Here is a 23,833-nt window from a genome sequence, read left to right on the forward strand (position 1 = left end):
CCGATAAACGCGATGTTGTTTTTCCGGTTGAGAAAAAAAGCCTGCTCCGATCTGAATCCAGACATCCCCGAAAGTAAGATCGATGAAGCCATTGAGCGGATCATGGAACGGCGAGCGGCCATGTCTCCGATTGCCGCGAACCGCGAACTGTATGACCTGATCCGGGATGGCGTGCCCGTACAGTTTGATGATGAGCGGGGCATCAAACAGCACGAGAAAGTCCGGCTGGTCCATTTTGATGACCCGAAAAAAACCGCTGGCTGGCGGTCTCCCAGCTTTGGATCAAGTCGGTGGGCCAGGCTCCCAAAGCTGCCTACCGTCGCCCGGATGTCATCCTGTACCTTAACGGGCTGCCTCTGGTCTTCATCGAACTGAAAAACTCCAACGTGCGGCTGCGCAATGCCTTCGAGGATAACCTTCGCAGTTACCGGCACGACATTCCTCAATTGTTCCATTGCAATGCCTTCTGTGTGCTGTCCAACGCGCTGGAAACCCGGGTGGGCAGCTTCACGGCTGGCTGGGAACACTTCTTTAACTGGTTCCGGGTGGAGAGCGAGAAGGAGGCGGTAAACCGCAAGGAAATTACCGAGCAGGCCACCAGCCTGGAACATGCTGCCGATGGCCTGTGCGAAAAGTCCCGCCTGCTGGACTACGTCGAGAACTTCATCCTCTTCCATAAGGGCGAAACCAAGATCATTGCCCAGAATCACCAGTTCCTGGGGGTGAACAACGCCTATAAGCGTTTCCTGAATCGTCGGGAACACGATGGCAAACTGGGAGTGTTCTGGCACACCCAGGGATCGGGCAAGAGCTTTTCAATGATTTTCTACGCCCGCAAGATTTTCCGGAAAGCCACGGGCAACTTCAGTTTTGTGGTGGTGACTGATCGTCAGGATCTGGACGGTCAGATCTACCGGAATTTCCTCAATATGGAAACGGTTCTTAAAGAGGATGCTGCCCAGCCGGCCAACGCCGAGGAAATGCGCAAGTTCCTGGGTCAGAACAAGAAGGTGGTGTTCACCCTGATCCAGAAGTTCCGGTACGACAAGGGGCGCAAGTACCCGCGCCTGTTTGACCCGGACAAGGAAAACCGGGAAATCATCGTCATGGTGGATGAGGCTCACCGCACCCAGTACAAGAACCTTGCCGAGAACATGCGGGCAGGCCTGGAAGGTGCCCACTTCCTCGCTTTCACCGGTACGCCGCTGCTGGGTCGTGATCGCAAGACCAACAGCTGGTTTGGCGATTACGTGTCCGAGTACAACTTCCAGCAGGCGATGGAAGATAACGCCACCGTGCCGCTGTTTTATGAGAAACGGGTGCCAAAGGTATTGATCCAGAACGACGATCTGGGGGATGAGTTCTACGAACTGCTGGAAGACGAAAATCTGGACGAAGCCCAGCAGGAAAAGCTGGAGAAAAAGTACGCCCGTGAACTGGAAGTGATCAAGCGGGACGACCGCCTGGATACCATTGCTCGCGACATCGTGTACCACTTTCCCCGCCGCGGTTACTTGGGCAAGGGCATGGTCATCACGCTGGACAAGTTCACCGCTGTGCGCATGTACGACAAGGTGCAGCAGCACTGGAAGGATGAACAGAAGCGCCTGCTGAAGCTGATCAAAGAGTCGAGCAACGACGTTGAAAAGGCCCGCTTCAAAAAGATCCGGGATTACATGAAAACGGTCGAGATGGCCGTGGTCATCAGTGATCCGAAGGCTGATGAGGAAAAGTTCGAGAAGCAGGGCCTGGATATCAAGCCCCATATCAAGCGCCTGGAGCAGCTTGATGAGCGCATGCACGACGTGGAGTACAACTTCAAAGATCCGGAGCACCCTCTGCAACTGGTGTTTGTGTGCGCCATGTGGCTAACCGGGTTTGATGCGCCCACCGTATCAACGCTTTACCTGGACAAGCCCATGAAGGGCCACACCCTGATGCAGACCATTGCCCGTGCCAACCGGGTAGCTTCATACCGAATCAAGGGGCACAGCGGTGATTTGGTAGAGAAGAAGAACGGCGAAATCGTCGATTACTACAATGTGTTCCGCAATATGCGCAAAGCACTGAAAGACTATGCGCAGGGCGCGGATGGTGAGGAGCAGCCCGTTCAGGAGAAGTCTGAGCTTTTTGAATTACTCGATGATGCTATTGCCCAAACACTCGAGTTTTGCCGGGAGCGGGATATCGAGATGAATACGGTGTTTGAGAAGCAGGATACCTTCAAGAATATCGGCTTCTTTAACCAGGCAGCCGATACCCTCCTGAGCAACGATGACTGGCGCAAGCAGTTTAACGGGTATGAGAACACGGTGACGGCGCTGTATGAGGCCTGTAAGCCGGAGATCTTCCGGCAACATGACAATCAGCGGATTGCGGCGATCCAGTACCTCCGAGGCGTAGTGGATGCACTGGTGGAGCAAGCTGATATTGATGAAGTCAGTCAGAAGATTTCGGAGCTGCTGGACGAGAGCGTGGTGGTCGATAACGCCGAGGCTTTTAACATCAAGGAGCACCGGGCGGAATATGAGATTGTCCAGAAAGGCCAAGGCTGGGATCTGAGCAAGATCAACTACGACAAGCTCCGGGAAGATTTCAAAAAAGCCGAGTACAAACACATTGAAATCGCAGAGCTTCGTGCCTTTATCGAAGACAAACTGCAACAGCTTCTGGAACAGAACCACACCCGCACCGACTTTGCTCAACGGTTGCAGGAGATCATCGACAAGTACAATTCCGGAAGCTCCTCTGCAGATGCGTACTATGAAGATCTGGTTCAGTACGTTGGCAACATTCGTGAAGAATCAGAACGGCATATTCGTGAGGGGCTCAGCGAGGATGAGCTGGAAATCTTTGACCTGTTGAAAAGGGACAAACTCACCAAGGCCGAGGAGCAGCGAGTAAAGCTGGCGGCAAAGGACTTGATCATTCGGTTGTTGGAAGGCCATCCCAAAGTGTTGGTTCAGGATTGGTGGAAGGATGGTCAGACTCAGCGTGCGGTGAAGGCTGCCATTGAGGAAGTTCTGGATAAAGACCTGCCGGAGAGCTACGACCGTGTGGCATTCAAGGAGAAGTGCGACAACGTTTTCGAACTGGTCGTGGAGTTCGCGGCTAGTGGTCGGAAGTGGGTTGCGTAAGTTTTAGATCACTTTTGGCATCCCGAATGCCGAAATCGGCTGTCTTCGCTGCCTCTAGTTGACCGTTAAAGTGGATAAAACGTCGTCAAAAATGTTCTCATCAGTACTGATAGTGATCCATGCAGACGGGTGTGTCGATGTGGCGATAAATGCAGTGGTGTAGCTGTTTATAGTCGCGGAAAACCCATAGACTCCTTCGCCCAAATCCAGTTCCCTCACGACACCAGAGGATTTCTGCGCTTCCCGATAGCCCTGTCGAACCTCTCCCATTGCTGTTGAGAACTCTGGGTTGGTTTCTACCGTTATTACAGAGCCAACCAATTTTGATTCTCGCCACAGCTGTGTCTCAAGAGGTTGGATATCGACTGTGTCAAACTGTCTGCTGTTGAGTTTGAAAATTATGCCATTGGAAGTGCGAAACTCGGTGGGTTGTTGATAAAGAGCAGCACAACCTGAGATCAGGCTGATCAAAAAAATCCCGCACGCCATGAGCGCTTTCATGAAACACATCCCTGTTTAATTTAAAGAGTCGATTATAGCTGGTTTGAATTGCGCAGCGCGGAACCGCTTGCACATTATGTTAATGCGCACGTTGCCGGTGAGAAAGGGCTCTCCGGACTTTCTGATGATTCGCAGACCCCACTTTCTTAGTTTATTGGCGGGCATAAGCAAATCCTGCGGGCTGGGAACTGCGTCAATCCAAGTGCTGCAGTCTTCCGTTTCTGCCAATAACTCTACTACTTTGACAATAGTTTCATCTGTAATCGTGGATGATGTAAACAGACGGGCATTGCCTTGCCCATAGAATGACCGGATGATTGCTTGAATGATATCAACATCATTCTCAGTAATTGAGTCGCTCATGCTCTTCGTTCCTTGAAGCTCTGAAGCTGATGCTCCGAAGACCCTTTGGTCTCCGGAGCGTCTATTCCGCTCACTGCGGATCGACTTACGCCTCGATCGGCGAACGCCAGTCGTCGGCACCGGAGGTACCGGCAACGGCGTGCTCCCAGGTCACCTTGCGGTAAGACAGGGAAGCCGTGACCAGTTGGGTGAAGTCGGCGCTGGCTGCGTCCTGGCAGTGCGGCATGTTGCACTGGATGTCGATGATGGTGGCATCTTCGAGGATGGTGGAGAAGAAGTGCTCCTGTTTGCCCTCAACGGAGGTGCGGTACCACTTCAGTTCCACCTTCGGCAGCATTTCGCCGGACGCCAGGGCGTTGTACATCAGTGGCGTGGCCTTGTTCAGGGCGGAAGTGAACTTGAACGGCTTGTGGACACGCTGTCCGGAAGGCTGCCCGGACTGGGGGTCGGTGGGTACGGTAACAACGTGGCTGAATTCCTGGACCAGCACTTCGTCTTCGTGACCTTCAACGTAGATGTTGCCTACGGAATCGGATGTGAACGCGCCGGCAGTGATGTTGCCCTGGGTCTGGCCTTCGATGCTGATATAACAAGGAGTTGGCATAGTCTGCTCCATGACTTGTGAATGAATGATGTCCCCGGGGTGTTCCCTGGACGGCTGTGATGGTTACAAAGCCCGTGCCAGGTTAAAGAACTTGAGTGAAAACAGAGGGTTGATTCTTTTTCGGCGGTCGCCGCACTGCCGGCAGGCAATTCCGGGCCCGGGCACCGGGCGAAGGATTGCTGGTGGAGCAAGAAATTGCCCGAGTGGTCTCAATTCCAGGTGAAGGCGAGCGAGGCCAGCAGGGCCAGTAACAGCAGGCCGGACAGGCCCTGCCAGAAGGCGAGTGGGTGGCGCTCGATCAGTGGCGGCCGGCTGCGAAGGTGCCAGTCTTTACCGGGATGGCGTAGGTCGTACAGATACTCTGAAAGGGCCGGGTAGCGTTTGTGAGCCAGGGGATGAACCGCTTTCTCGATGGCGTCATCAACCCAGCCGGGCACGTCTTCACGAAACAGCCTGACGGATTGATAGGCAAGACGTCGAAGCTGGCCCGGACCATGCAACTTCGGAACCTCCGCGCCATAGGGCAGGCGACCGGTCAGCAACTGATAGGTGATCACCCCGAGCGAGAACTGGTCGGATTCGGGCCTGCCGGGCTCCCCCAGGAACGTCTCCGGAGCGCTGTACAGAGCAGCGCCCCTTGGCCCTGGTTGGTCATCCGCGATGTCGGATTCCTGGAGGCCGGCCACCCGGGTGGCGCCAAAATCGATCAGGGTAACCGTGCCGTGGGCATCCACCAGCACGTTCTCGGGTTTCAGGTCCTGATGCACCATTTCGAGCCGGTGGAAGGCCCGCAGTCCCCTGGCAATCTGTTCCACCAGTTTGCGCACGGTCTCGAGTTCCGGGGCCGGATTGTCCAGCATCCATTGCCGCAGCGTGCAGCCATCGGCGAATTCCGTGGCCAGATACAGAAACCCGGGTTTCCGGCCCGGCGCAAAGGGGCGCACCACATGGGGATTGTTGAGCCGCCGGGCAATCCACTGCTCGGTGAAAAACTGCTCCAGGTAGACCGGGTCATGCCGCTGCTCCATGGAGGGCAGCTTCAGGACCACGGCCTGCCCGCTGGCTTCATCCTCGGCCAGGTAAACGTGGCTGCGGCTGCTGGCGTGTATCTGTCGCAGAATCCGGTAGCCGTCCAGACTCTGCCCGGCTTGAAGCTCCGGTGCGAACGGAAGTCCGGCGAGATGCTGGAACAACTCATTGCTTTCAGGCTCCTCGGCCACCGAGTCAATACGGATTACCTGGGCGGTCAGGTTGTCACTGCTGCCCTGTGCCAGTGCGGTGGCGGACAAACGGCGGGCCGCGGCGTCCAGATCATTGCCGGCTTCCCGGATGATCGCGGCCATGGTGCGGTCGTCAAGGTGTTCATGAATACCGTCCGTCGTCAGCAGGAAGGTATCACCCGGCTGGATTGGCAGAGTCTGGTAGTCAATGTCCAACCGGTCCCCGAGCCCCATGGCACGGGTCAGGCAGCTGTCTTCCGGAGAAAATGACAGCCGGTGATCGTTGGTCAGGAGCTCCAGTTGCCTGGAATGAACCCGGTAGATGCGGGCATCACCGACGTGAAAAATGTGAGCGGTTGCGGATTTCAGCACCATCACACTCAGGGTGCACACGTAACCCCGGTCCCGGTCGTAGCGATACTGGCTTTGCCGGGTCTGGGCATAGAGCCAGGCGTTGGTTGCGCGTAACACACGCTGGACAGACTGTTTGACGGACCAACTGTCGGGCGTGGAAAAGTAATCGCTGAGGAAACCGGCAACGGCGGATTCACTGGCAATCTGGCTGACATTGCTGGAGCTCACGCCATCGGCGATGGCCACCGCGATGCCCTTGGTCAACAGTTGATGGTTATCCGGTATCAGCAGGCCGTGAAAGTCCTGGTTCACCGGTTTTTTACCGGCTGCTGAATGCTGGCCGGCTGAGATGGAAAGCGCGTTTGCCGTTGTCACACGGGGTGTCCGTCCGGAAGAAAAAGGCACCGCCGGCGGGTGCCGGAGGTGCCGAACTGCCTGGCTCAGTTGGAGCGGGCCAGGGCTGCATCGTTGAAGCCGCCCGGAACCTTGCGCTTCGGCGCAGTCCGCACGTGGGTGGTGTACAGGGTCAGACCGGTGAACGCAATGCCGCCGACCAGGTTGCCAAGCACCGTCGGAATCTCATTCCACCAGAGGTAGTCCATCACCGAGAACTCACCGCCCATGATGATCGCGGAGGGGAACAGGAACATGTTGACGATGGAGTGCTCAAAGCCCATGAAAAAGAACAGCATGATCGGCATCCACATCGCCAGAATCTTACCGGTGACGTTGGTGGAGATCATGGCGCCAACCACGCCCATGGACACCATCCAGTTACAGAGCATGCCGCGGATGAAAATGGTGGCCCAGCCGGCCGCACCGTATTCGGCGTAACCCAGGGTACGGGCTTCACCAATGCTGGCGATCTTGGCGCCAACTGCGCCCGGGTCGGTGCTGAATCCGTAGGTGAAGATAAACGCCATCATCAGGGCAACGGTCAGCGCGCCACCAAGGTTGCCAAGAAACACCCAGCCCCAGTTGCGGAGGATCGCGGCGGGTGTCACGCCCGGACGCTTGTCCAGCAGTGCCAGGGGCGTGAGCATGAAGACGCCCGTCAGCAGATCAAATCCCATCAGGTACAGCATGCAGAACCCGATGGGGAAGAGCACGGCGCCGATCAGGAATACGCCGGTCTGGACGGCGACCGTGATGGCAAAAGCCGCTGCCAGGGCCAGGATCGCCCCGGCCATGAAAGCCCGGATAAGCGTGTCCCGGGTAGACATGTAGATTTTAGATTCGCCTGCGTCAACCATTTTGGTGACGAACTCTGAAGGCACAATGTAAGACATAGTGTGTTCCTCTGACCTAAGCCTGATAACCAACCCGGTGGACTGGCCACAAAAAAACGGCGCTGCCTGCACCCTGCAATCTGCAGGTGCAACCAGACGCCGTCGTCTGAATGAATCGTTTGCTGTGAACAGAACCGACATTGGTCCCGTTGATTCTGGTAATAGCAGAGACCGTGCCAGGGTCGTTTTTATTCCGAAAAGGGTCGTAAATTCAATAAGTTTAAAAAACCGTCGGGGCTGTCGACGCTGCCGGAATCGTACAGCTGGAAGCGCCTGCGCACCTGATCAGTGCGTACCGGGCAGGCCGTGCTGCTCCTTGGCGCAGTGCTGCTTCGGCGTTGTCAGCGCAGGCTGAAGCGGACGGGAAGAACATACCGGAAGCGCGTTCCGGTCATCTCCCGGGGCACCTCGGGCAGGGGCGCCGCCTGTCGAAGCATGGCCAGCGCGGCTTCGTCGAGCAGTTCATGGCCCGAACCGATTTTCAGGCGGTCGGCGACCAGGGTGCCGTCACGCCGGAACTCAAAGGCGATGACCGGAGTGCCTTCCTGACCCAGCCGTCTGGCCCGGTGCGGGTACTGATAGAAGCGCGCAAGGTGGCGGCTGAGCCGGCTCAGGTAGCTATCGACCCCGGAGCGCTGGCCGGCGTTCTGCAGTGCTACGGTGGCCTGGGGCTCGGCTGGGGCGAGGTCCGTTTCCGCAACTGTCGGCGTGGCCGCTTTCGGCTCTGTGGCAGGCTGGCGGGTTTCCTGCGGCGAGGGGGGTGGCGTCGGCTCGGGTGTTGCCGCCACGCTTTCTGGCTCTGGCTCTGGCTCTGGCTCTGGCTCTGGCTCTGGCTCTGGCTCTGGCCTGAGCTCTTGCCGGGGTTCGGGCGTGGTTTTCGCAACGGGCTTTGCTGCGCGCGGTGGCCCGGCTGCCGTTGTGCCGGCGAGCCGGATGCGGATGGCCGGTTGGGTGTTGATGGCGGCGTCTCCAGGCGTATTGAGCGTCACCGTCCTGTCGGGTGCCGCCAGCACAAGGCTTCCCAGCGTGAGCACGCTGGCCAGAACTAACAGGGCTGATTTGGAAATCCGGTGGCCTGTAATCATTCGCCAGGCTCCGTCAGCAGCAAGACCTCTGAGTAGCCGCCCTGCTCCAGCACTTTCATCAGAACTTCCAGCTCTGCCATGGCGATGCCCCGGTCAACGGCGATTTTCAGTGGTTTCTGCGTCTGCGGTGGGGGTAGCCGATCAAGCAGGCCAGCTTTGCCTAGCGCTGCTCCTGCAACCAGCCAGTTGCCCCTGGCGTCCACCACCAGGTCTGCCTGAGGCGCCTGCCGTTCCGGAGCTCTGGTGGTCGCCGGCAACTCGGGTAGCGGCTCGTCCGCCAGTTCTCCGGCAACAATAAAGAACATCAGCAGCAGGAACACCAGGTTGATCAGTGGCAGAAGGGCGTCTTCAACCCGCGCCATCAGCGATTTTCCCGAGGTGAAAGGTGGAGGAGCCAGATGGTTCATGGTGACGTGCCGGCCGGTCGTTGCCAGTGGACTTCAATGCCGCTTTCCGTCAGGGCACTGAGCGTTCGCGTGAAGGCACCGAGGGTCGCGTTCGGCACTGTCGCAAGGTTGGCCTCGGTAATGCCGGACCCGGCCAGTTCTGACGTCAGTTGGTGCACCGTCAGCGCCTTGCCCTGCCACTGTATCCGGCCGTCGGCTGTCACTGTGAGCAGAGGCAGGGGGTTGCCGGCCACCTGGCGGCTTGCCGACGTGTTGTTGGCCAGCTCCAGATAGTCCACCGGCAGCAACCGGCTGGTGAGCATGAAGAACACCAACAGGATAAACACCACATCGATCAGTGGCGTTATCCGAATCGGAATCGGCCGCTGGGGCCGGGGCTCAACCAGTTGCATGGGCAAACCGGGGGCGACTGGCATGGTTGGTTGAGTGCTGGGTGTCGGCCTCGGCGGCGGTCTGCCGCTCGGCTGCCACGCTGAAAATCGAAACCAGCGTGCTGTTGATGGTCTGGTGGATGCGGCGCAGTCGGAATTCCACCCAGGCCGCCAGGGCGGCGAAGGGGATGGCAACAACCAGGCCGGCGGCGGTAGTGGCCAGAGCCTCATAGATACCGCCGCTGAGCTGGCTTGCGTTAGCGCGTCCTTCGGCGGCGGCCATGGCGCTGAAGGCCTCCATCATGCCCAGTACGGTTCCCAGCAGGCCCAGCAAGGGTGCCAGGGCGGCGATCACTTCAATGACTTTCAGCGGTGCCTCGAAGGGTTCAAGGGCCTGCTGGGCATCCCGGGTGGCGGTTTCGCGAATCTTGCCGGAGTCCTGTCGGGCCCTGAGCGCCGTCATGGTGTTGCTGACCAGGTGCAGCAACGGATTCAGCCGGCCCCAGCGGCCCGCCCGCTCAATCATGGCGGCCGGGGACACCGCCTCGGGGTCCTGTTGCCAGCGGATTACGATTTTTTTAAGTGTGCCGTTCAGCCGGGGTGCGTAGAGTGTCCCCAGAAGCATCAGGTATACAAAGGCGATGAGCCCGAACAGCGCAATCACCAGAAGCACCACCATGACCGGGCCACCCATTTCCATGAGTTGTGCCAGTAAGGCGTTGTTTGTCAGGTTGGGCGCAATGTCGGTCATGGCATGCTCTTGATTGGGAGTTTGTTGGATCTAAATAATAACGATTCGCATTGGAATTTCAAGTGGGTAACCTGACATCACCACAGGCTTTGTTAGAATTAAGTCAGTTTTAAGAAGTGAAACGGCATACTGCAGGAGGGGGAAGTCATCACGGGTTATCGGGCTCAGCCGGGGGTGTGGTTGTTGTGCTGATCAAGCGCTGGTTTCGCAGCCTGGTTAACCGGGCGGTTGCCCTGGTGGTCGGCGGAATCATTATTTCCGCACTGCTCGTAACAGTTGCCGGTTCCCAGCTCAGCCGTTCGGAGCTTGAGCAGCAGGCCCGCAATCAGGTGGAGACCATCGCCGACCTGGTGGCCGGCGAGCTTGATAGCAAGCTGGCCCTGCGCCTTGAGACCCTCAATCACGTTGCCGGCAGTTTCACCATGTCGGCCCAGGCTCTGGATTCCCGCGCCCGGTTGTTGGTTCGCCGGCAAATCGCCTTGCGACACATGTTTGACGGTGTTTACCTGATGGACGAGAAAGGCCGGGTCCTGGCGGAGTCTCCGGAAGCCTTTCACCAAACCGGCCTGGATATCAGTGGCCGGGAGTACTTCAAGCAGGTTTCCTCGACACTGGCGCCGGTCATCAGTGAACCCTACAGATCAAACTATCAGGACAAACCCGCCATCATGCTGGCGGCACCGGTGTTCGACCATCACCAGCACTTTATCGGAATGATCGGCGGCGCCATCCTGCTGGATGGCGATAACTTCATGGCGGAATTCATCAATCTGAAGATCGGTAAGACCGGTAACCTGAGGCTGATTACCCGGACCGGGGTCACGGTGGCCCACGGTGGCCGCGGTGAGGTCATGACCCCGGTTCGGGTGGCCAATCCGGTTCTGCTGGACGCCATGCAGGGTTTCGAAGGCACCGTGCAAACCAGCAACCGAGCCGGCGAACCGGTGATCATGTCAGTGCAGCAACTGAGCCAGGCCCCCTGGTTCGTGGCAGCGGCCTGGCCGGCGCGGGAAGCCTATGCCCCGATCACCCGAACCATTGATGCGTTCATCTGGATGCTCCTTGCGGTTATCCTGCTGATCGGCCCGCTCGCCTTCTGGCGCTTCCGGCGACTGATGGCACCGCTTAGGGTGCTGGGCGACCAGATTCGTGAGCGTCACCTCGGAATGCGCTCGGAGCCGGTCGATGTGTCCGGCGGAACCGAGATCCGCCAGGTGGCGGAAATCTTCAATACCGTCATGGATGAACGGGAGGAAGTACTTATCTCGCTGGCTGAGCGGGAAGCCTTCTTCCGCTCGCTGACCCAGAGTGCACCCATAGGGATTGTCCAGACCGACGTTCTCGGACGGATCGAGTTTGCCAATCCGGCCTTTGAGGCCATTATCGGAATCCCCTCCGAGGAACTCACCCAGACCTATCTGGCCAGCCGGGTGCAGGAGGCAGACCGGGAGACGGCGGTGGCCGGATGGAAAGAGGCCATTCGGAAGGAAAGTATCTTCCGGAGCAGGATACGGCTGGCGACCCGGGATTCCGGGCGACTGGTCTGGGCCGATGTGATGACCGCGGCGATCCAGACGCCGGAAAAAGCCCTGGGTACCATTACTGTTGTCCGGGACATCTCGCACGAGCTGGAAGTGGAAGAGGCCCTGCGGGATGAGCAGCAGCGGGCGGATACCATTCTTGGCGTGCTCCAGGAGGGGGTCCTGATGGTCGATACCAGTGGCGTCATCCGGTATGCCAATGACGCCGCCGGCCGGTTCCTCGGCACCGAAGGCGAATGCATACTGCGCAACTTTTTCCAGCTGATCACCATTGAGACCAAAGACGGTGCGTTGACCCGGGAGCATTTTCTCGCCGGCGAGGATCTGGACAACCTTTATGTCACGCTCCGGAATCATGGTGGGGAATGCTTCGATATCGATCTGACCATGCTGCACATTCGCAGGGGGCGCGAGGATGAGCGGCTGGTCTTTGTCCTGCGGGATGATAGCGACCGGCGCCGGGAAGAAGAGCGGCTGTCCTGGGAAGCCACCCACGACAGCCTGACCCAGCTTCTCAACCGCCGTGCGTTCAATGCCTCCCTGATTCAGTGCCTGGGGGATTCCGCACGCCAGACGGTAAGCTCTGTGCTGATGTTGATTGATCTGGACCACTTCAAGCCGGTCAACGATGCCGGCGGGCATCTGCTGGGCGACGACCTGTTGCGCCGGCTCGCGGAGCTGTTCAGGGACTCGGTTCGCCAGTCCGATACCGTTGCCAGGCTCGGGGGTGATGAGTTTGGCATCATCCTGCCCGCTTGCGGGCTTGCGCGCGCAGAATCGCTTGCGGAGAAAATCCGGGCTGCGGTCGAGGCATTGAGAATAGAGCAGGATGGCCGGTCGTTCGGTGTCACTACCTGCATCGGCCTGACTGAGCTGTCGCCGGAAGACAAGGGGCCCCGGGAGGCCATGGCCCGGGCAGACGAGGGCTGCTACATCGCCAAGTCCCAGGGCCGCAACGCCGTTGTCGTGGTACCGTCACCACCAGCCCGCTGAGACGCTGGCCTGCCACAGCAGGCGAATGGCCAGGGCAGTGAGCACCAGGTTGAAGGTCAGGCTGAACCAGCGGTTACTCAGCGACTTCAGCACATGCAGACCGAGCAAGGTGCCGACAAATCCGCAGGCAATCATGGCGAGTATGAACGGCAACCATTCCAGGAAGACAAACCCGGCCAGGCCGAACACCAGTGCCTTGGGGGCATGCTGCAGCGTCATGGCGGTGGCAAAGGTTGCCACGGTTCGGAATCGATCCACATGAATCTGTTTGATAAAGGCCGCCACCAGGGGCCCGGTGGCACCGACGAACAGGCTCACAAAGCTGGTCAGTGCCGAGGCCAGAAACACGCCGGGCGGGCCGAAGGCGCCTTTGGGCAGCGCCGGCCCCCAGCAGAGATAGAGCACGAACAGGGCGATGGTCAGTTGCCAGACGTGCGCCGGGAGGTTAACCAGCAGCCAGGCGCCGAGGGCGGCGCCGACAATAACCCCGGGCAGAAATGCCGCGATCACCCGCCAGTCCACGTGCCGCCAGGTCAGCGCGGCGCGACCGACGTTGGAGCCCAACTGGATCATTCCGTGAACCGGAATGATCGCGGCCGGTGGCATCCATGTCGCCATCAGCACCAGTAACAATACCCCGCCGCCGGCACCTAGGCTGGCTGTAATCAGGGAGGTGATTGTAGAGCTGGCCAGCAGGAAAAGTGCAACAGAAAGGCTCAGGCTTTCCGGGATCAGGTGGCTCGGAGCCAGGGCTATTTCCATTCACAGAAGTCCGTTGATTCAAGGCGTGCGATGTTGCAGAGCTTTTCGGCGGCCAACTGCACATCGGCCACGTAGTACAGTGAGGCAAGCCCCAGCCTGTCACGCCCCAGGTTGTGGAAGATCAGGCCGAAGGCAATATCGCCGGCGGTAAATCGTTCGTGGTTCTCGGCGAAGTACTGTGCCGGCTCCGACAGAATCGGGTCTTCCAGCAGCGCCTGAACCCGTCCGACGCCGCCATGATACGCCTGAATCAGCAACAGGGTGAATAGCCGGTTCCGTTTGTCCTCAGGCAGGTGGCCGAAACGCTGGTCAAATGCCGGCTCAAGATTGCGGGCGTTCTGGTCCATCAGGCGCAGGGCGCAGTCGATCTGCACCAGTCGGTGCCAGAAATTGTCCGGCGCGATCTGGCAGTCGCCCAGGGCCGCCGGCGACAGCTGCAATATGCCCCGGGCGTTTGCGGTGGAGTGAGCCCTGGCCTGGGCGCCGCTTTCGATCAGGATCTGGCCGGCCAGATACCGGGGCAGCCCCTCGGGCAAGGACAAACGGTTCTGATTGTTGCGGTGGCGGACGACATACAGCAGTGCCTCGTGGAGCGCCCCCGGCTGTTCCGGGGTGGCGAACGACAGGTCATCCCAGGCGCCCCAGATCCGGTCGGCAGGCCGGGTGCCCAGATAGCGGGCCACTGCTTCATCGAGGTTGACGTGGGGTTGATCACAGGACAGGGCAAACGGGTAGCCGGTTTCGCCGGCCTCGCCAGCCAGCCAGGTGTCCACCTTGCCCTTTTTATGCAGTGCTTGCCGGGTTTCATTGAGCAGGCGCTGTGTGGCCTCCCGGTCATCACCATCACTGATCCAGGCCAGAAACCGGCCGCGCATGTCGAACAGGATGTGCCGGTCCGGAGTGCTGCAGTAGCCGGATTCGTTCAGCACCCAGCGCCGGATGGTCAGAATGTTCTGGAATACGCCCTGGCTGACCCAGTAGGGCGACGCCCGCACAATGCCGGTCCAGTCGCGGGCCGCCGGCGCGTTAGCAGAGTCCTGGGCCACCACGGTTGCCGGTACTGTCAGGATGAAAAGACAGGCCAGCTGGCGTAAGCTCTTGAGAATTCTGACCATAAGCGTTATATCCGTGAATTGTCCGAGCACACAATAACAAATGGAACCCGCCATGAAGCAATCCGAGTATCTCCGTTACGACGCCACTGCGCTCGCTGATCTTGTCCGACGGGGCGAGGTAAGCGCAAGGGAAGTATGCGAGGCAGCCGTGGAACGGGCAACCCGCGTGAACGGAAAGCTCAATGCCATCTGTTACCCGCAGTTTTCCGAAGCCCTTGGTCAAAGTTTTCCCGGGCAGTCGGTGTTTGCCGGCGTGCCTCTGCTGCTCAAGGATCTTGCTCAGGAGCAGGCGGGCCATCCGTGTACCTATGGCAGCCGGGGGCTGAAAAAGAACGTAGCGCCCGTGGATTCCGAGTTTGTTCGCCGGGCCAGGCAGGGCGGGCTGGTTATTCTGGGGCGAACCGCAACCCCCGAGTTCGGTCTGAAAGCGATCACAGAATCCGAGCTCTGGGGAGCAACCCGCAACCCCTGGAACACCGGGCTCACCCCCGGAGGCTCAAGTGGCGGCTCCGGCGCAGCGGTGGCAGCTGGCATCGTACCCATGGCCGGTGCCAACGATGGTGGCGGCTCGATCCGGATTCCGGCGGCCTACAATGGCCTGTTTGGTTTGAAGCCTTCCCGGGGGCGTATCTCCTCCGGACCCTTTATGGGCGAAGCCTGGACCGGCGCATCAACCGATCACGTGGTCAGCCGCACCGTGAGAGACAGCGCCGCCATGCTGGATGTGCTCAGCGGCCCGGCTGCTGGCGACCCGTTCCGGATTTCGGCGCCGGAAGCGGCCTATGCCGATCTGATGCAGAAGTCACCGGGCAGTTTGCGCATCGGCGTTTTCACGGCCTCGCCCTATAACACCGAAGTGGCGCCCGAGTGTGTGGCGGCAGTGGAGGAAACCGCCCGGGTGCTGGAGAACCTGGGCCACAAGGTGGAGTATGCGGCCCCGGAGCTTGACGGCATGGCCCTGGCCCGCTGCTACCTGGGTCTGTACTTCGGTGAGGTGTCGGCGTTGATGGCCAAAGCCAGGGAACAGTTTGGCGCCACCGACAGTGATTTCGAGCTGGATACCCGGTTGATCGGCATGCTGGGAGAGTCCATGCCGCTCTCGGACTACGTCCGTCGGCGCCAGCAGTGGAACGAGTTTGCCCGTGCCCTGGGGAACTTTTTCGGGCGCTTTGATCTCTACCTGAGCCCGACCACCGCGCAGTTGCCGGCCGCCATCGGGGCGCTGGAGACGCCACCCCATCTGAAACTCGCCGCCCGGTTGATGCTCAGGCTTAGCGCCGGCAAGCTGGTGCATCGTTCAGGCCAGGTGGACCAGATGGCCATGGAAAGCCTGGCCCGCACGCCCTTTACCCAACTGGCCAACCTCACCGGAACCCCGGCGATGTCGATGCCCACGCACTGGTCCGACAGCGGTTTGCCTGTCGGTGTACAGTTCGGTGCCCCCCATGGTGGCGAAGCCGTATTGCTCCAGTTGGCGGCGCAACTGGAAGAGGCCAGCCCCTGGTTCAGCAACTACGAACGGCTTGAGGAAGCATTCTGAATTGCCGGGGTTGTGATCTGAGCTGGCAAACTCCACGTTTATCTTTGTAGGCGGAACAGGCTATGCTGTCAGACAGGAAGACCCTTTCTTCCTGAAAGACCCTGATGGCATCGAGGAGGCGAGCGTATTATGAACCAACCGATGGCAATCGACGAACTGGTATCAGTAGCACAGGCCGAGGCCATGGGGGAGCTTGATGCCCCGATGATGGCCATTGTCCTGTCCAGCGAACAAAGCTACGACTTGCCCATCAATTCCCTTGAAACCGATGCCGACAAGGCCCGCTGGGGTTTGATCCTCCGCGCTGCCCGCGAGCATGTGGAAGCGGATGCCGTGGCCGTGCTCTATCCCGCCTGGACCACCATTCGCCACAAGAAACCCCAGCCGGACGTCGAGGCAGCCCCTGAAGCCGCCCTGGACGAATCCGACAGCGCTGACGACTCCGACGGCCCGATCGACACCCTGTTTGTGCAGTTGCACACCCGGGATCATGTCTATTGGCGGGGGTTTGAACAGATTCGCGATCCCAAGCACCAGCGCATCATCGGCTTCCGCCGCATCAAGGCGCTGTCCACCGACTACAAGCGTGATGAAGCGCCTTCGGTTACCTCATGGTTGAGCACACTGTTTGAGCCGCTGCCGGAAGAAGGCGCGGAAACCGATGTGGATCTCGAGCTGGCAGACCTGCTGGAAGAGCCGGAAGTGAGCGCTGCACTCTATCCCCGGCAACTGCGCGCGTTGCACTGAGCGGAACTGGGTTGAACCAGCAGGCGCTCAGAGCACGGGCGCCCGCTGGATTACCCAGTAAAGACTGACAGCGGCCACTACAACTAAAGCCAGCGGGACCAGACCCCGCTGGTAGAGTGGGTACTGCCCCAACAGATACAGAACCGGAAATCCGAGGACCAGCAGCCCCAATTGGCCAAGCTCCACACCGATGTTGAAACCGGCCAGTGCCACGGCCAGGCCGGACACCCCACCCGTCAGGTCGCCCAGAACACTGGCAAACCCGACCCCGTGCACCAGCCCGAATCCGAACGCCAGCTTCCAGGTCTTCCGACCCAGCACCGGCCAGACGACATTTACGGCTGCCACGGCAACCGACAACGCAATCGCAGTTTCCACCCAGGCGATGGGTAGACTTATCATCTCCAGTGCCGCCAGCGCCAGGGTAATCGAGTGGGCCAGAGTGAAAGCAGTGACAATGCCCGCAAGCTCCAGCAACCTGGCCCGAAACGGTTGGTCTGTCTGCCCTCCGGCTTGACCAACGCGCGCAGGGAGAGTGGCGGGAATAACCAGTACCAGCAGGAACAGGAGGTGATCGAGCCCCATCAGCAAATGCGCGATACCTTCTTGGATGAAGTCCATGAACACGCTGAAACTGCCCGGTCCATCGGCCAGCGACAGATCGAGCCGCCGTGAGTCCGGGCCCAAAACTGCCAGCCTGGCCTGTTCGCCGGTACCGATGCGGACCAGGCCCCGATGGAGAGCGTCGCGGTCAAACAACAGGGTGTACTCCAGTGTCGCCGGTGGCTTGCCATCCGCACACTCGATGCGGTAGCGGGCGGCGGCATAGGTGCCATCGCTGTGGCTGCTGATGCCCCAGCGCTCACCTGTCAGTGTGCAGTGACCACTGGTATTGGCCAGTACAAGGGCGGACTCGACGACGCGGGTGATGGCCGGCCGTGCCTGGCGCAGTTCGTGCCCGGAAACCTTGCGATCTTCGTTGCGGTCCAGTGGCACCAGCAGTGCCAGGTCCCGGAGAGCCACATCAAGCCGCAGCTCGGTAGGCCCGTTGTCCAGGTACAGAAAACTGTCGCTGGCCTTGTGCGCCATGGCAACGCTGGAAACCAGGGCCAGGGCAACTGTCACGAGAGCATGGCCAAGCATCTTTAAACCTGCCATTACCTGATCTCCGGATAACGGGCGTCCACCTGGCCATGTCGAGTGAGCCAGTCCAGCACCTGTGTCAGTTTCCGGGTATTGTTCGCTGCAAGAGCGGCTCTGAGCACCAGACGGGTGTCCAGGGGTTCTCGCTGGCTTTGCCAGTTCTCCAGGGCAATATCCAGGGCCACTTTGGGCCGGCGTTCAACATCCAACTGGAACCGCGCGAAATCCCGTTTGTGCAGCATTGCTCCGCGCCACCGGGCTTCCGCGAATCTCTGTCGCAGACGCCGGTTCAGCTCATCGGCCTCGGTATGGCCCAGTTCCGTCATGGCAATCGCCTGGATTACCGCCAGGCTATCAACAGCCTCGTAGCCCCGGGTGAGCACCAACACCGCATCAAAATCACCCTGGCCCAGGTACCAGTCCGCGAGTTGGGCACGGATATACAGGTCATCCGGGTTGATAGAAAGGACGGCTTGCCAATGCCTCGGAGCGCTCCGCAGGCCTGCCTGGGCGGCCATATCGCCCAGAGTACCTTCGGCCCAGAGTCGGCTTGTCCGGTCGGCGGCGCCGGTGTTGGTTGCCGCGTGTACCTGCCGCTTCAGGGTCAGGTAGGCCTGTTCCGCGCTGCCGGTTCTGGCGGCTACCTGGGCGAGGCAGCTCTGCGCGATCAGCCCGGGATACACGGCCCGCAATGCCTGGCATTGTTGCCGGGCTTCCGGGTAACGGCCCTGAACCAGCTCCAGGTTGGCGAGGGTGAGACGGGCCTGAATACGCTGACGGATGTCGGTAGCGCGAGACAGAACCCGGGCAAGATCCGCCCGGGCGGCGGCAAACTGGTGGAGACTCTGCCTCAGCGTTGCCCTTAACACCAGGAGCTGGTCAGTCAGTTGCTGGTCGGGCCACCGACCGATGAGCGTCTCGGCGTAACCGAGGTATCGGGGGTCACCCGTGCTTCGGGCCTTTGAAATCAGTGTCTTCAGTGTCTCGGCAGCTTGCTGTGCGGTTGCCCGCCCGGTTATCACCGGAGGTACGGACGCCGGCAGTTCCGCGAGCACGCGATCGTCGAGGAAATCGGTCTGGATGGGCTCCGGGGCGGCGCTGAGCGGAACCGGCACAACCAGTACCAGCATGGCACTGAACCAAAAAGCCCTGCCACGGAGGGCAGGGGTGGAAGACGCCGGCCCTGGACAACGGCAGGGCCGGCTTTCACGCCTCTTACTGAAGCAGGTCATCGAACGCCTGCGGGTTGTTCTGGTCATTGAAGCTCAGGTCCACGTTGTTGACGCTGGCCGGCTCGGCGGTGGCGCTGGTCCGTGCGAACTGGGCTTTCACGAAGGCGGTAAAATCGACCGCGGGATCCGGGCTGTTGCCCGAATTGTCCGAGTCGTTAAAACAGCCCGTGAGAAGCAATGCAGCAGCACCCAGCATTGCGATTTTTGCGGTGGCGGACATGGCCGTTTCCTCTTAGTCGTTGGGTGAGCCGGGAATGGGTGTGGCCAGGTACGGAAACGCCTCGTAATCCGCCGGCAAGGTAGCTGGATCAGCGGCTAGCTGAACCCCGTCGGTGTAGGCCAGGCTGCCATCGGGTGCGTCTGCAGGATCTGCCAATACGCCCATGGCAACCCGCAGGGCGATATCGACGGTGTCGTCATAGGGACGGCGGCCGTTGGGGAAGCCCGCATTGTCGCCGCCGAGTACACCTAGGTCCGACTGGTTGTCGAGCGGGGTTGGCGCAACGGCCGGGGTCAGGCGCAGCATTTCGGCCTCAGTCACCTCTTCGGGCATGTTGACGCCGGGGATGCCTGTCAGGAAGGCAGTGACCAGGTCATTACGCGGGAAGTTGTTGGGCGCAGTCACGCCAAACAGCACTTCGAGCAGTTCCGGCAGTGTCGGGTGGGTGACATAGGTGGCAAACTGACCGTCGTCCTTCGGCTCGCTGGCATTGAACCGGTCTTTGTCCTTCAGGCCAATCACCACCTCGTTCACCAGAGGCATGCCCAGGCGGGATACTTGCGTGAAGGCTCCGCCTTCGACGGTGGCGCCTTTGCCATTGGCGCTGGGCGCGGGATTGATGATTCTTGCCTGGCGGACACTGGCAGTGGTCCAGGCGCCGATAACCGGCTGGCCATTGGAGTTCATGGCGGTGCCGGTCAGGCATCCGGTGGGCACTTCCAGGGCAAAGGAGGTCACGTTCTTATCGGCCAGGTCTCCCGGCCCTTCGGCATTGCGGGCGCCCAGCGGATTGGTGTTCACCAGGTCAAAAATCTCGCCAAGGTTCACCGCGAAGGCTTCCTTGCGTTGGCCCACAAACACCCGGCCGTTGGTACCACAGCCCGGAATCGCAATTTCAAACACGTGCTGGCTGGCGTAGCTGGCATAGTCGGTGAACGACTTGCTACCGATGTTGTCCAGGGGCTTTTCGAAGGTCTCGGTGCCTGTCGTCGCGTTGGTGGCAATCTGGACGGTGCCGTCTCGGCGATCACCCCGAATTACTTCAACGGTATAAGTCTGCTGCAACTGCACGTTGCCATCGACGGTGGCGTCGCCGATATTCTTCAGGGGAACCGACACCATTTGCTTGTTGCCATCGGGGCCGACGGGCAACTGGATGTCGTTGAGCCTGTCCTCGAACTGGAACCGAAAGGTCAGGTCTTCCAATGCATCGCCGGTATTGTCTACGTGAATCTCGTAGACGGCGTCGTCATCCAGGTCGAAGTAGTTGGGTCCGCCATAGGCGTCCTGCAGTGGCAGATAGTTGGCAATCAGCGTGGTGAAACCGCCACGGCCCGTTTCATAACTGCGGAACATGTAGAAATCGGTGCCGTCGACTTTCGGCATTTTGGTGATAAAAGGCGCTTCCCGGTGACTCGAGGCATGGCCCAGGCCGGCGGAGAGGCAGACACTGGCGACCGCAACTGCGAGGCCGGAGCGTTTCAGGATGGTATTCATTCCGTTTTCCTCTTCTTGTGTGGGTGTTACCAAGGAGGTAACGCGCCGTTCGTGGGAAAAGATGCAGTTGGGCGAAAAATTCCCATACCACCGACCGTGACAGGCCAACTCCACCTTCCGGAAACGACTGGCAGCCTGAGCGCAAATCCGGAGACAACCGCCGTAGTTGCATCTTTGGCGGTCAATGCTTCGTACAACTGTGGGTAAGAGATGAACACAACAACGGGAAGCGCTATGACGTCCAGCGATGTGAACCAGGATCAATTGATGCGCCTTCTGGTGTCAGTTGCCCGGCAGGACCGGCAGGCATTTCAGGAGCTGTACGGGCAGATTGCTGCACGCATGTTTGGCTTGTGCCTGAAGCTGGCGGGCCAGCGGGAACTGGCGGAGGAGGCGTTGCAGGAAGCCTTCATTCAGATCTGGCATAACGCCGGTGAATACCACCGTGACCGGGGCACACCCCTGGGCTGGATGATGACCATAGCCCGCTATCGCACGCTGGATCTTATGCGCGCCAGAAAGGCCCGGCAAACGGCCGGCGATGATTGTCTGGAGCACTTGGAGGATCAGCGTGCGGGCCCCCTCGACCAATCCTTGCGCCATGCCGGCTCAGCGCAATTGACGGGGTGCCTGGAGGAGTTAAGTGATGCGCAACGGGATAGCATCCTGCTTTCCTATTACCGGGGGTTTACCCATGACGAACTGGCGGAGGCCTTGAGCTCACCGATCGGTACGGTGAAAAGCTGGGTGCGCCGGGGCCTGATGGCATTGAAGCGGTGCCTTGAACGATGAAAAAGACATCTGAGCGAGTGGAAGTACTGGCCGCGGAGTACGTCCTGGGTTCCCTGAAAGGACCGGCCCGGCGTCGTTTTGAACGTTGGATGATGGAGTCAGGCCGGGTTCGGCAGGAAGTCTGGTACTGGGAGGAAAGGCTCGGCCAGCTGTCGGAAGAAGTGCCGCCTGAAACCCCGCCGATGTCGGCCTGGTCTGCGATTGAACGTCGCCTTTGGCCGGTGCCGCCACGACCGGAAGCCGTCGCCGGGAAGAATGGGCTCCGCTGGCTCTGGCCTGGCTGGAGCCTGGCGGCAACGGGCGCTGCCATCCTGTTTGCCGTCCTGCTGGTTCAGCAGCCGGCTTCCCGACTGGAGGAAGCTCAGCTATCGGGAGCCATCGTGCAGGCTAATGTCGACGACCCGCTCTGGCTGGTCAGCGAGTCCGGTAGCCACAACCTGCTGAAACTTCGTTCTGTTGCCGCGGATGCCGCGGCAACGGGTAAGGATTATGAGCTTTGGATCGTGCCCGAGAGTGGACCGCCCCTGTCATTAGGCGTGATCCCGGCAGGGGGCGTGCATCAGGTGACCCTCTCGGATGCAGCCCGGGCCGCGCTGGCCCGCAGTCGCACTCTGGCGATCAGCCTGGAGCCCCGTGGCGGCTCACCCACCGGCGCACCCACTGGCCCGATTCTGCACGTCGCCCGGCTCTACGAGTTGTAGCGCCAGCCTCAGTGGGTGGCAATCAGGGTCAGGCACAGTTGGGCATTCTGGATAAAGTGCCCGAACGCCCGAAGTTGCTGCTCAGACGGCACATAGGCACCGGCTGCGTTATCCGCATAGAACAGCCCGACCAGACGACCGTTCGCCTTGAGGGGGCCGATCAGGGCTGGTACCCGACCGAGCCAGCGGTCAAAGTCAACGCCGTCCCCGGTGGTGCCGGGACGGTAGATAGCACAACTGCTGTGGGGTAGCAGGGAGCCAAGGGGGCCGGTGCCATCTTTGCGGATGACGAAATGATTTCGCCACTCCTCCGTGCCCCGGCCGCCGAGTTTGCGCGGTATCAGGGTCTGGCCGGTGCGGTCGCTCATCAGCAAGGCTACGCGCTGCATGCCGATCGCCCTGTGGATGCCTTCGATCACCAGCTGACAGACTTCATTGATGTCGGGCTTCTCGGCCAGGCACTGGCTCAGCTCACGCAGAATTTCCAGTTGCAGTTCCGCGTCCATGGCCGGAGCTTTGGCGGCCATGTCACCGGAATTACGCTCGGCGCCGGGCATCATCGCGGTGACCTGCGGGATGCCGAGGGAAACGGCAACGCGCGTGGCCTCGGATGCGTTCACCTTGAGCTGGTCGCGGATTACCGCCGGGCTTTCGCCAATGTCCTTGCCGAGCTGCTCAAGCACCGCGTCCATCTCGGGACCGCTCCAGCCCTGCTCGGACAGCCTTGCCATCTCTACGGAGTGGCGCACCAGGCTGGAAGCCATGGAGTTGGCCTGGCCGGGTGAAACCACATCCCGTATAAACGGCCCCAGCGACCAGGCCTCCACCAGGCCCCGGGTGATTTCGGTAAAGGTCGTGTGCAAGACCGCCTTCTGCGCCTCGGTCGGGGGCTCCTCCAGCCGAAGCCGCTGCTCCAGTTCTGTGGCCTGCTCGGTCTCGCAGGACCAGAACGCCAGCTCACCGATGTTCATCAGCAGCGCCCCGATAAAGACTTCCTCAAGGGCTGTTTCATTGCGTTTGGGCATCAGGCACCGGGCCTGGACGGCTGCATGGATCGCCCGGGCGAGACAGCGCAGCAGGTGTGGGCGGTCGTTGCGCTGCAGGAGGGTGTCCACGATCAGTGAGGAAATGGCCATGGATTTCACGGCGTCAAAACCGATCAGGGTGATGGCCCGGCTGACGGTGCTCACCTGGGTCCGGGTCTGGTTGTAGAACACGGTGTTGGACAGGCGCAGAACCTGGGAGGTGAGCTGGGCGTCGTTGAGGATGACGTTGGCCAGTTCATTGACGGTGCTGTTGCGGCTGTCCGCCAGTTCGTCGATGCGGCGCAGGGTATTTGCCAGGACCGGAAGTTCCACTTTGCTGAGATAGGTGACCCAGGCCTGGGTTGAGTTCATGCGGGATGGTACTTCGGAGTTTTTGGTCACTATCGATGGTCTCTCGGGAATTTCTGGCCAGATCGTATGGG

General features: G+C 60.2%; 22 protein-coding genes and 1 pseudogene. 7 read left to right on the top strand and 16 right to left on the bottom strand.

Annotated features, from left to right (window positions below; all coding sequences use genetic code 11):
- Positions 1-12 precede the first annotated feature (12 nt).
- Both msub_RS22400 and msub_RS22405 read left to right on the top strand, forming a co-directional pair.
- Positions 13-2,072 (top strand): annotated as a pseudogene (locus msub_RS22400) (type I restriction endonuclease subunit R); the annotation flags it as partial.
- Complete coding sequence (locus msub_RS22405) at positions 2,055-3,137, top strand: DUF3387 domain-containing protein (RefSeq protein ID WP_264750704.1); 1,083 nt, start codon at positions 2,055-2,057, stop codon at positions 3,135-3,137. The pseudogene msub_RS22400 and the gene msub_RS22405, both read left to right, overlap by 18 nt.
- A 54-nt stretch (positions 3,138-3,191) precedes the next feature.
- Here msub_RS22405 and msub_RS16975 read toward each other — a convergent pair whose 3' ends face one another.
- The 9 genes from msub_RS16975 to msub_RS17015 all read right to left on the bottom strand — a co-directional run bounded on the left by msub_RS16975 (position 3,192) and on the right by msub_RS17015 (position 10,082).
- Entirely contained in the window at positions 3,192-3,638 is a 447-nt protein-coding gene (locus tag msub_RS16975) for a hypothetical protein (RefSeq protein WP_048497333.1), read from the bottom strand.
- Between the two features lie 15 nt (positions 3,639-3,653).
- Positions 3,654-4,001 (bottom strand): hypothetical protein, encoded by a 348-nt coding sequence (locus tag msub_RS16980; protein WP_048497334.1) that lies wholly within the window; start codon positions 3,999-4,001, stop codon positions 3,654-3,656.
- Between the two features lie 85 nt (positions 4,002-4,086).
- Positions 4,087-4,605 (bottom strand): Hcp family type VI secretion system effector, encoded by a 519-nt coding sequence (locus msub_RS16985; protein WP_012138318.1) that lies wholly within the window; start codon positions 4,603-4,605, stop codon positions 4,087-4,089.
- 209 nt (positions 4,606-4,814) lie between these two features.
- Positions 4,815-6,554, bottom strand: coding sequence for a bifunctional protein-serine/threonine kinase/phosphatase (locus tag msub_RS16990; RefSeq protein ID WP_048497335.1), 1,740 nt, complete (start codon positions 6,552-6,554; stop codon positions 4,815-4,817).
- A gap of 65 nt (positions 6,555-6,619) precedes the next feature.
- On the bottom strand, positions 6,620-7,468 hold the full coding sequence (locus tag msub_RS16995) for a formate/nitrite transporter family protein (RefSeq protein ID WP_048497336.1): 849 nt from the start codon (positions 7,466-7,468) through the stop codon (positions 6,620-6,622).
- Positions 7,469-7,809: 341 nt separating this feature from the next.
- Positions 7,810-8,553, bottom strand: coding sequence for an energy transducer TonB (locus tag msub_RS17000; RefSeq protein WP_048497337.1), 744 nt, complete (start codon positions 8,551-8,553; stop codon positions 7,810-7,812).
- Positions 8,550-8,915 carry an ExbD/TolR family protein gene (locus msub_RS17005; protein ID WP_227506837.1) on the bottom strand — a complete coding sequence of 122 codons (366 nt, stop codon included), beginning with the start codon at positions 8,913-8,915 and terminating at the stop codon, positions 8,550-8,552. Before msub_RS17005 ends, msub_RS17000 begins: the two co-directional genes overlap by 4 nt.
- A 41-nt stretch (positions 8,916-8,956) precedes the next feature.
- Complete coding sequence (locus msub_RS17010; RefSeq protein WP_048497339.1) at positions 8,957-9,352, bottom strand: ExbD/TolR family protein; 396 nt, start codon at positions 9,350-9,352, stop codon at positions 8,957-8,959.
- On the bottom strand, positions 9,339-10,082 hold the full coding sequence (locus msub_RS17015; protein WP_048497340.1) for a MotA/TolQ/ExbB proton channel family protein: 744 nt from the start codon (positions 10,080-10,082) through the stop codon (positions 9,339-9,341). Before msub_RS17015 ends, msub_RS17010 begins: the two co-directional genes overlap by 14 nt.
- Before the next feature lie 185 nt (positions 10,083-10,267).
- On the opposite strand from msub_RS17015, the gene msub_RS17020 reads away from it, so the two are divergent.
- Complete coding sequence (locus msub_RS17020) at positions 10,268-12,616, top strand: diguanylate cyclase domain-containing protein (RefSeq protein WP_082146604.1); 2,349 nt, start codon at positions 10,268-10,270, stop codon at positions 12,614-12,616.
- On the opposite strand, the gene msub_RS17025 is transcribed toward msub_RS17020, so the two are convergent.
- Positions 12,599-13,378 (bottom strand): sulfite exporter TauE/SafE family protein, encoded by a 780-nt coding sequence (locus tag msub_RS17025; protein WP_048497341.1) that lies wholly within the window; start codon positions 13,376-13,378, stop codon positions 12,599-12,601. The two genes, msub_RS17020 and msub_RS17025, sit on opposite strands and share 18 nt — an antisense overlap.
- The gene (locus tag msub_RS17030; protein WP_048497342.1) at positions 13,369-14,493 is read right to left on the bottom strand and encodes a lysozyme family protein; all 1,125 of its coding nucleotides are present in this window, start codon (positions 14,491-14,493) and stop codon (positions 13,369-13,371) included. Before msub_RS17030 ends, msub_RS17025 begins: the two co-directional genes overlap by 10 nt.
- A 52-nt stretch (positions 14,494-14,545) precedes the next feature.
- Here msub_RS17030 and msub_RS17035 point away from each other — a divergent pair, with 52 nt between their 5' ends.
- Both msub_RS17035 and msub_RS17040 read left to right on the top strand, forming a co-directional pair.
- Positions 14,546-16,033 carry an amidase gene (locus msub_RS17035; RefSeq protein ID WP_227506838.1) on the top strand — a complete coding sequence of 496 codons (1,488 nt, stop codon included), beginning with the start codon at positions 14,546-14,548 and terminating at the stop codon, positions 16,031-16,033.
- 129 nt (positions 16,034-16,162) lie between these two features.
- Entirely contained in the window at positions 16,163-16,780 is a 618-nt protein-coding gene (locus msub_RS17040) for a hypothetical protein (protein ID WP_048497344.1), read from the top strand.
- 27 nt (positions 16,781-16,807) lie between these two features.
- On the opposite strand, the gene msub_RS17045 is transcribed toward msub_RS17040, so the two are convergent.
- The 4 genes from msub_RS17045 to msub_RS17060 form a co-directional block, all read right to left on the bottom strand.
- Complete coding sequence (locus tag msub_RS17045) at positions 16,808-17,938, bottom strand: HupE/UreJ family protein (protein ID WP_048497345.1); 1,131 nt, start codon at positions 17,936-17,938, stop codon at positions 16,808-16,810.
- Positions 17,938-19,053, bottom strand: a complete 1,116-nt coding sequence (locus msub_RS17050; RefSeq protein ID WP_048497346.1) for a tetratricopeptide repeat protein — start codon at positions 19,051-19,053, stop codon at positions 17,938-17,940. The genes msub_RS17045 and msub_RS17050 overlap by 1 nt, the downstream gene beginning before the upstream one ends.
- An 85-nt stretch (positions 19,054-19,138) precedes the next feature.
- Entirely contained in the window at positions 19,139-19,375 is a 237-nt protein-coding gene (locus tag msub_RS17055; RefSeq protein ID WP_048497347.1) for a hypothetical protein, read from the bottom strand.
- 12 nt (positions 19,376-19,387) lie between these two features.
- On the bottom strand, positions 19,388-20,872 hold the full coding sequence (locus msub_RS17060) for a DUF4331 domain-containing protein (RefSeq protein WP_048497348.1): 1,485 nt from the start codon (positions 20,870-20,872) through the stop codon (positions 19,388-19,390).
- A gap of 234 nt (positions 20,873-21,106) precedes the next feature.
- On the opposite strand from msub_RS17060, the gene msub_RS17065 reads away from it, so the two are divergent.
- Together msub_RS17065 and msub_RS17070 are read left to right on the top strand one after the other, a co-directional pair.
- Positions 21,107-21,664, top strand: a complete 558-nt coding sequence (locus tag msub_RS17065) for a sigma-70 family RNA polymerase sigma factor (protein ID WP_048497349.1) — start codon at positions 21,107-21,109, stop codon at positions 21,662-21,664.
- Positions 21,661-22,365: an anti-sigma factor gene (locus tag msub_RS17070; protein ID WP_048497350.1), complete on the top strand. Its 705-nt coding sequence runs from the start codon at positions 21,661-21,663 to the stop codon at positions 22,363-22,365. Before msub_RS17065 ends, msub_RS17070 begins: the two co-directional genes overlap by 4 nt.
- Before the next feature lie 8 nt (positions 22,366-22,373).
- Here msub_RS17070 and msub_RS17075 read toward each other — a convergent pair whose 3' ends face one another.
- Positions 22,374-23,762, bottom strand: a complete 1,389-nt coding sequence (locus msub_RS17075; protein ID WP_048497351.1) for an HDOD domain-containing protein — start codon at positions 23,760-23,762, stop codon at positions 22,374-22,376.
- Between the last annotated feature and the right edge of the window lie 71 nt (positions 23,763-23,833).

The sequence above is a fragment of the Marinobacter subterrani genome (assembly GCF_001045555.1).
GTDB lineage: Bacteria > Pseudomonadota > Gammaproteobacteria > Pseudomonadales > Oleiphilaceae > Marinobacter > Marinobacter subterrani.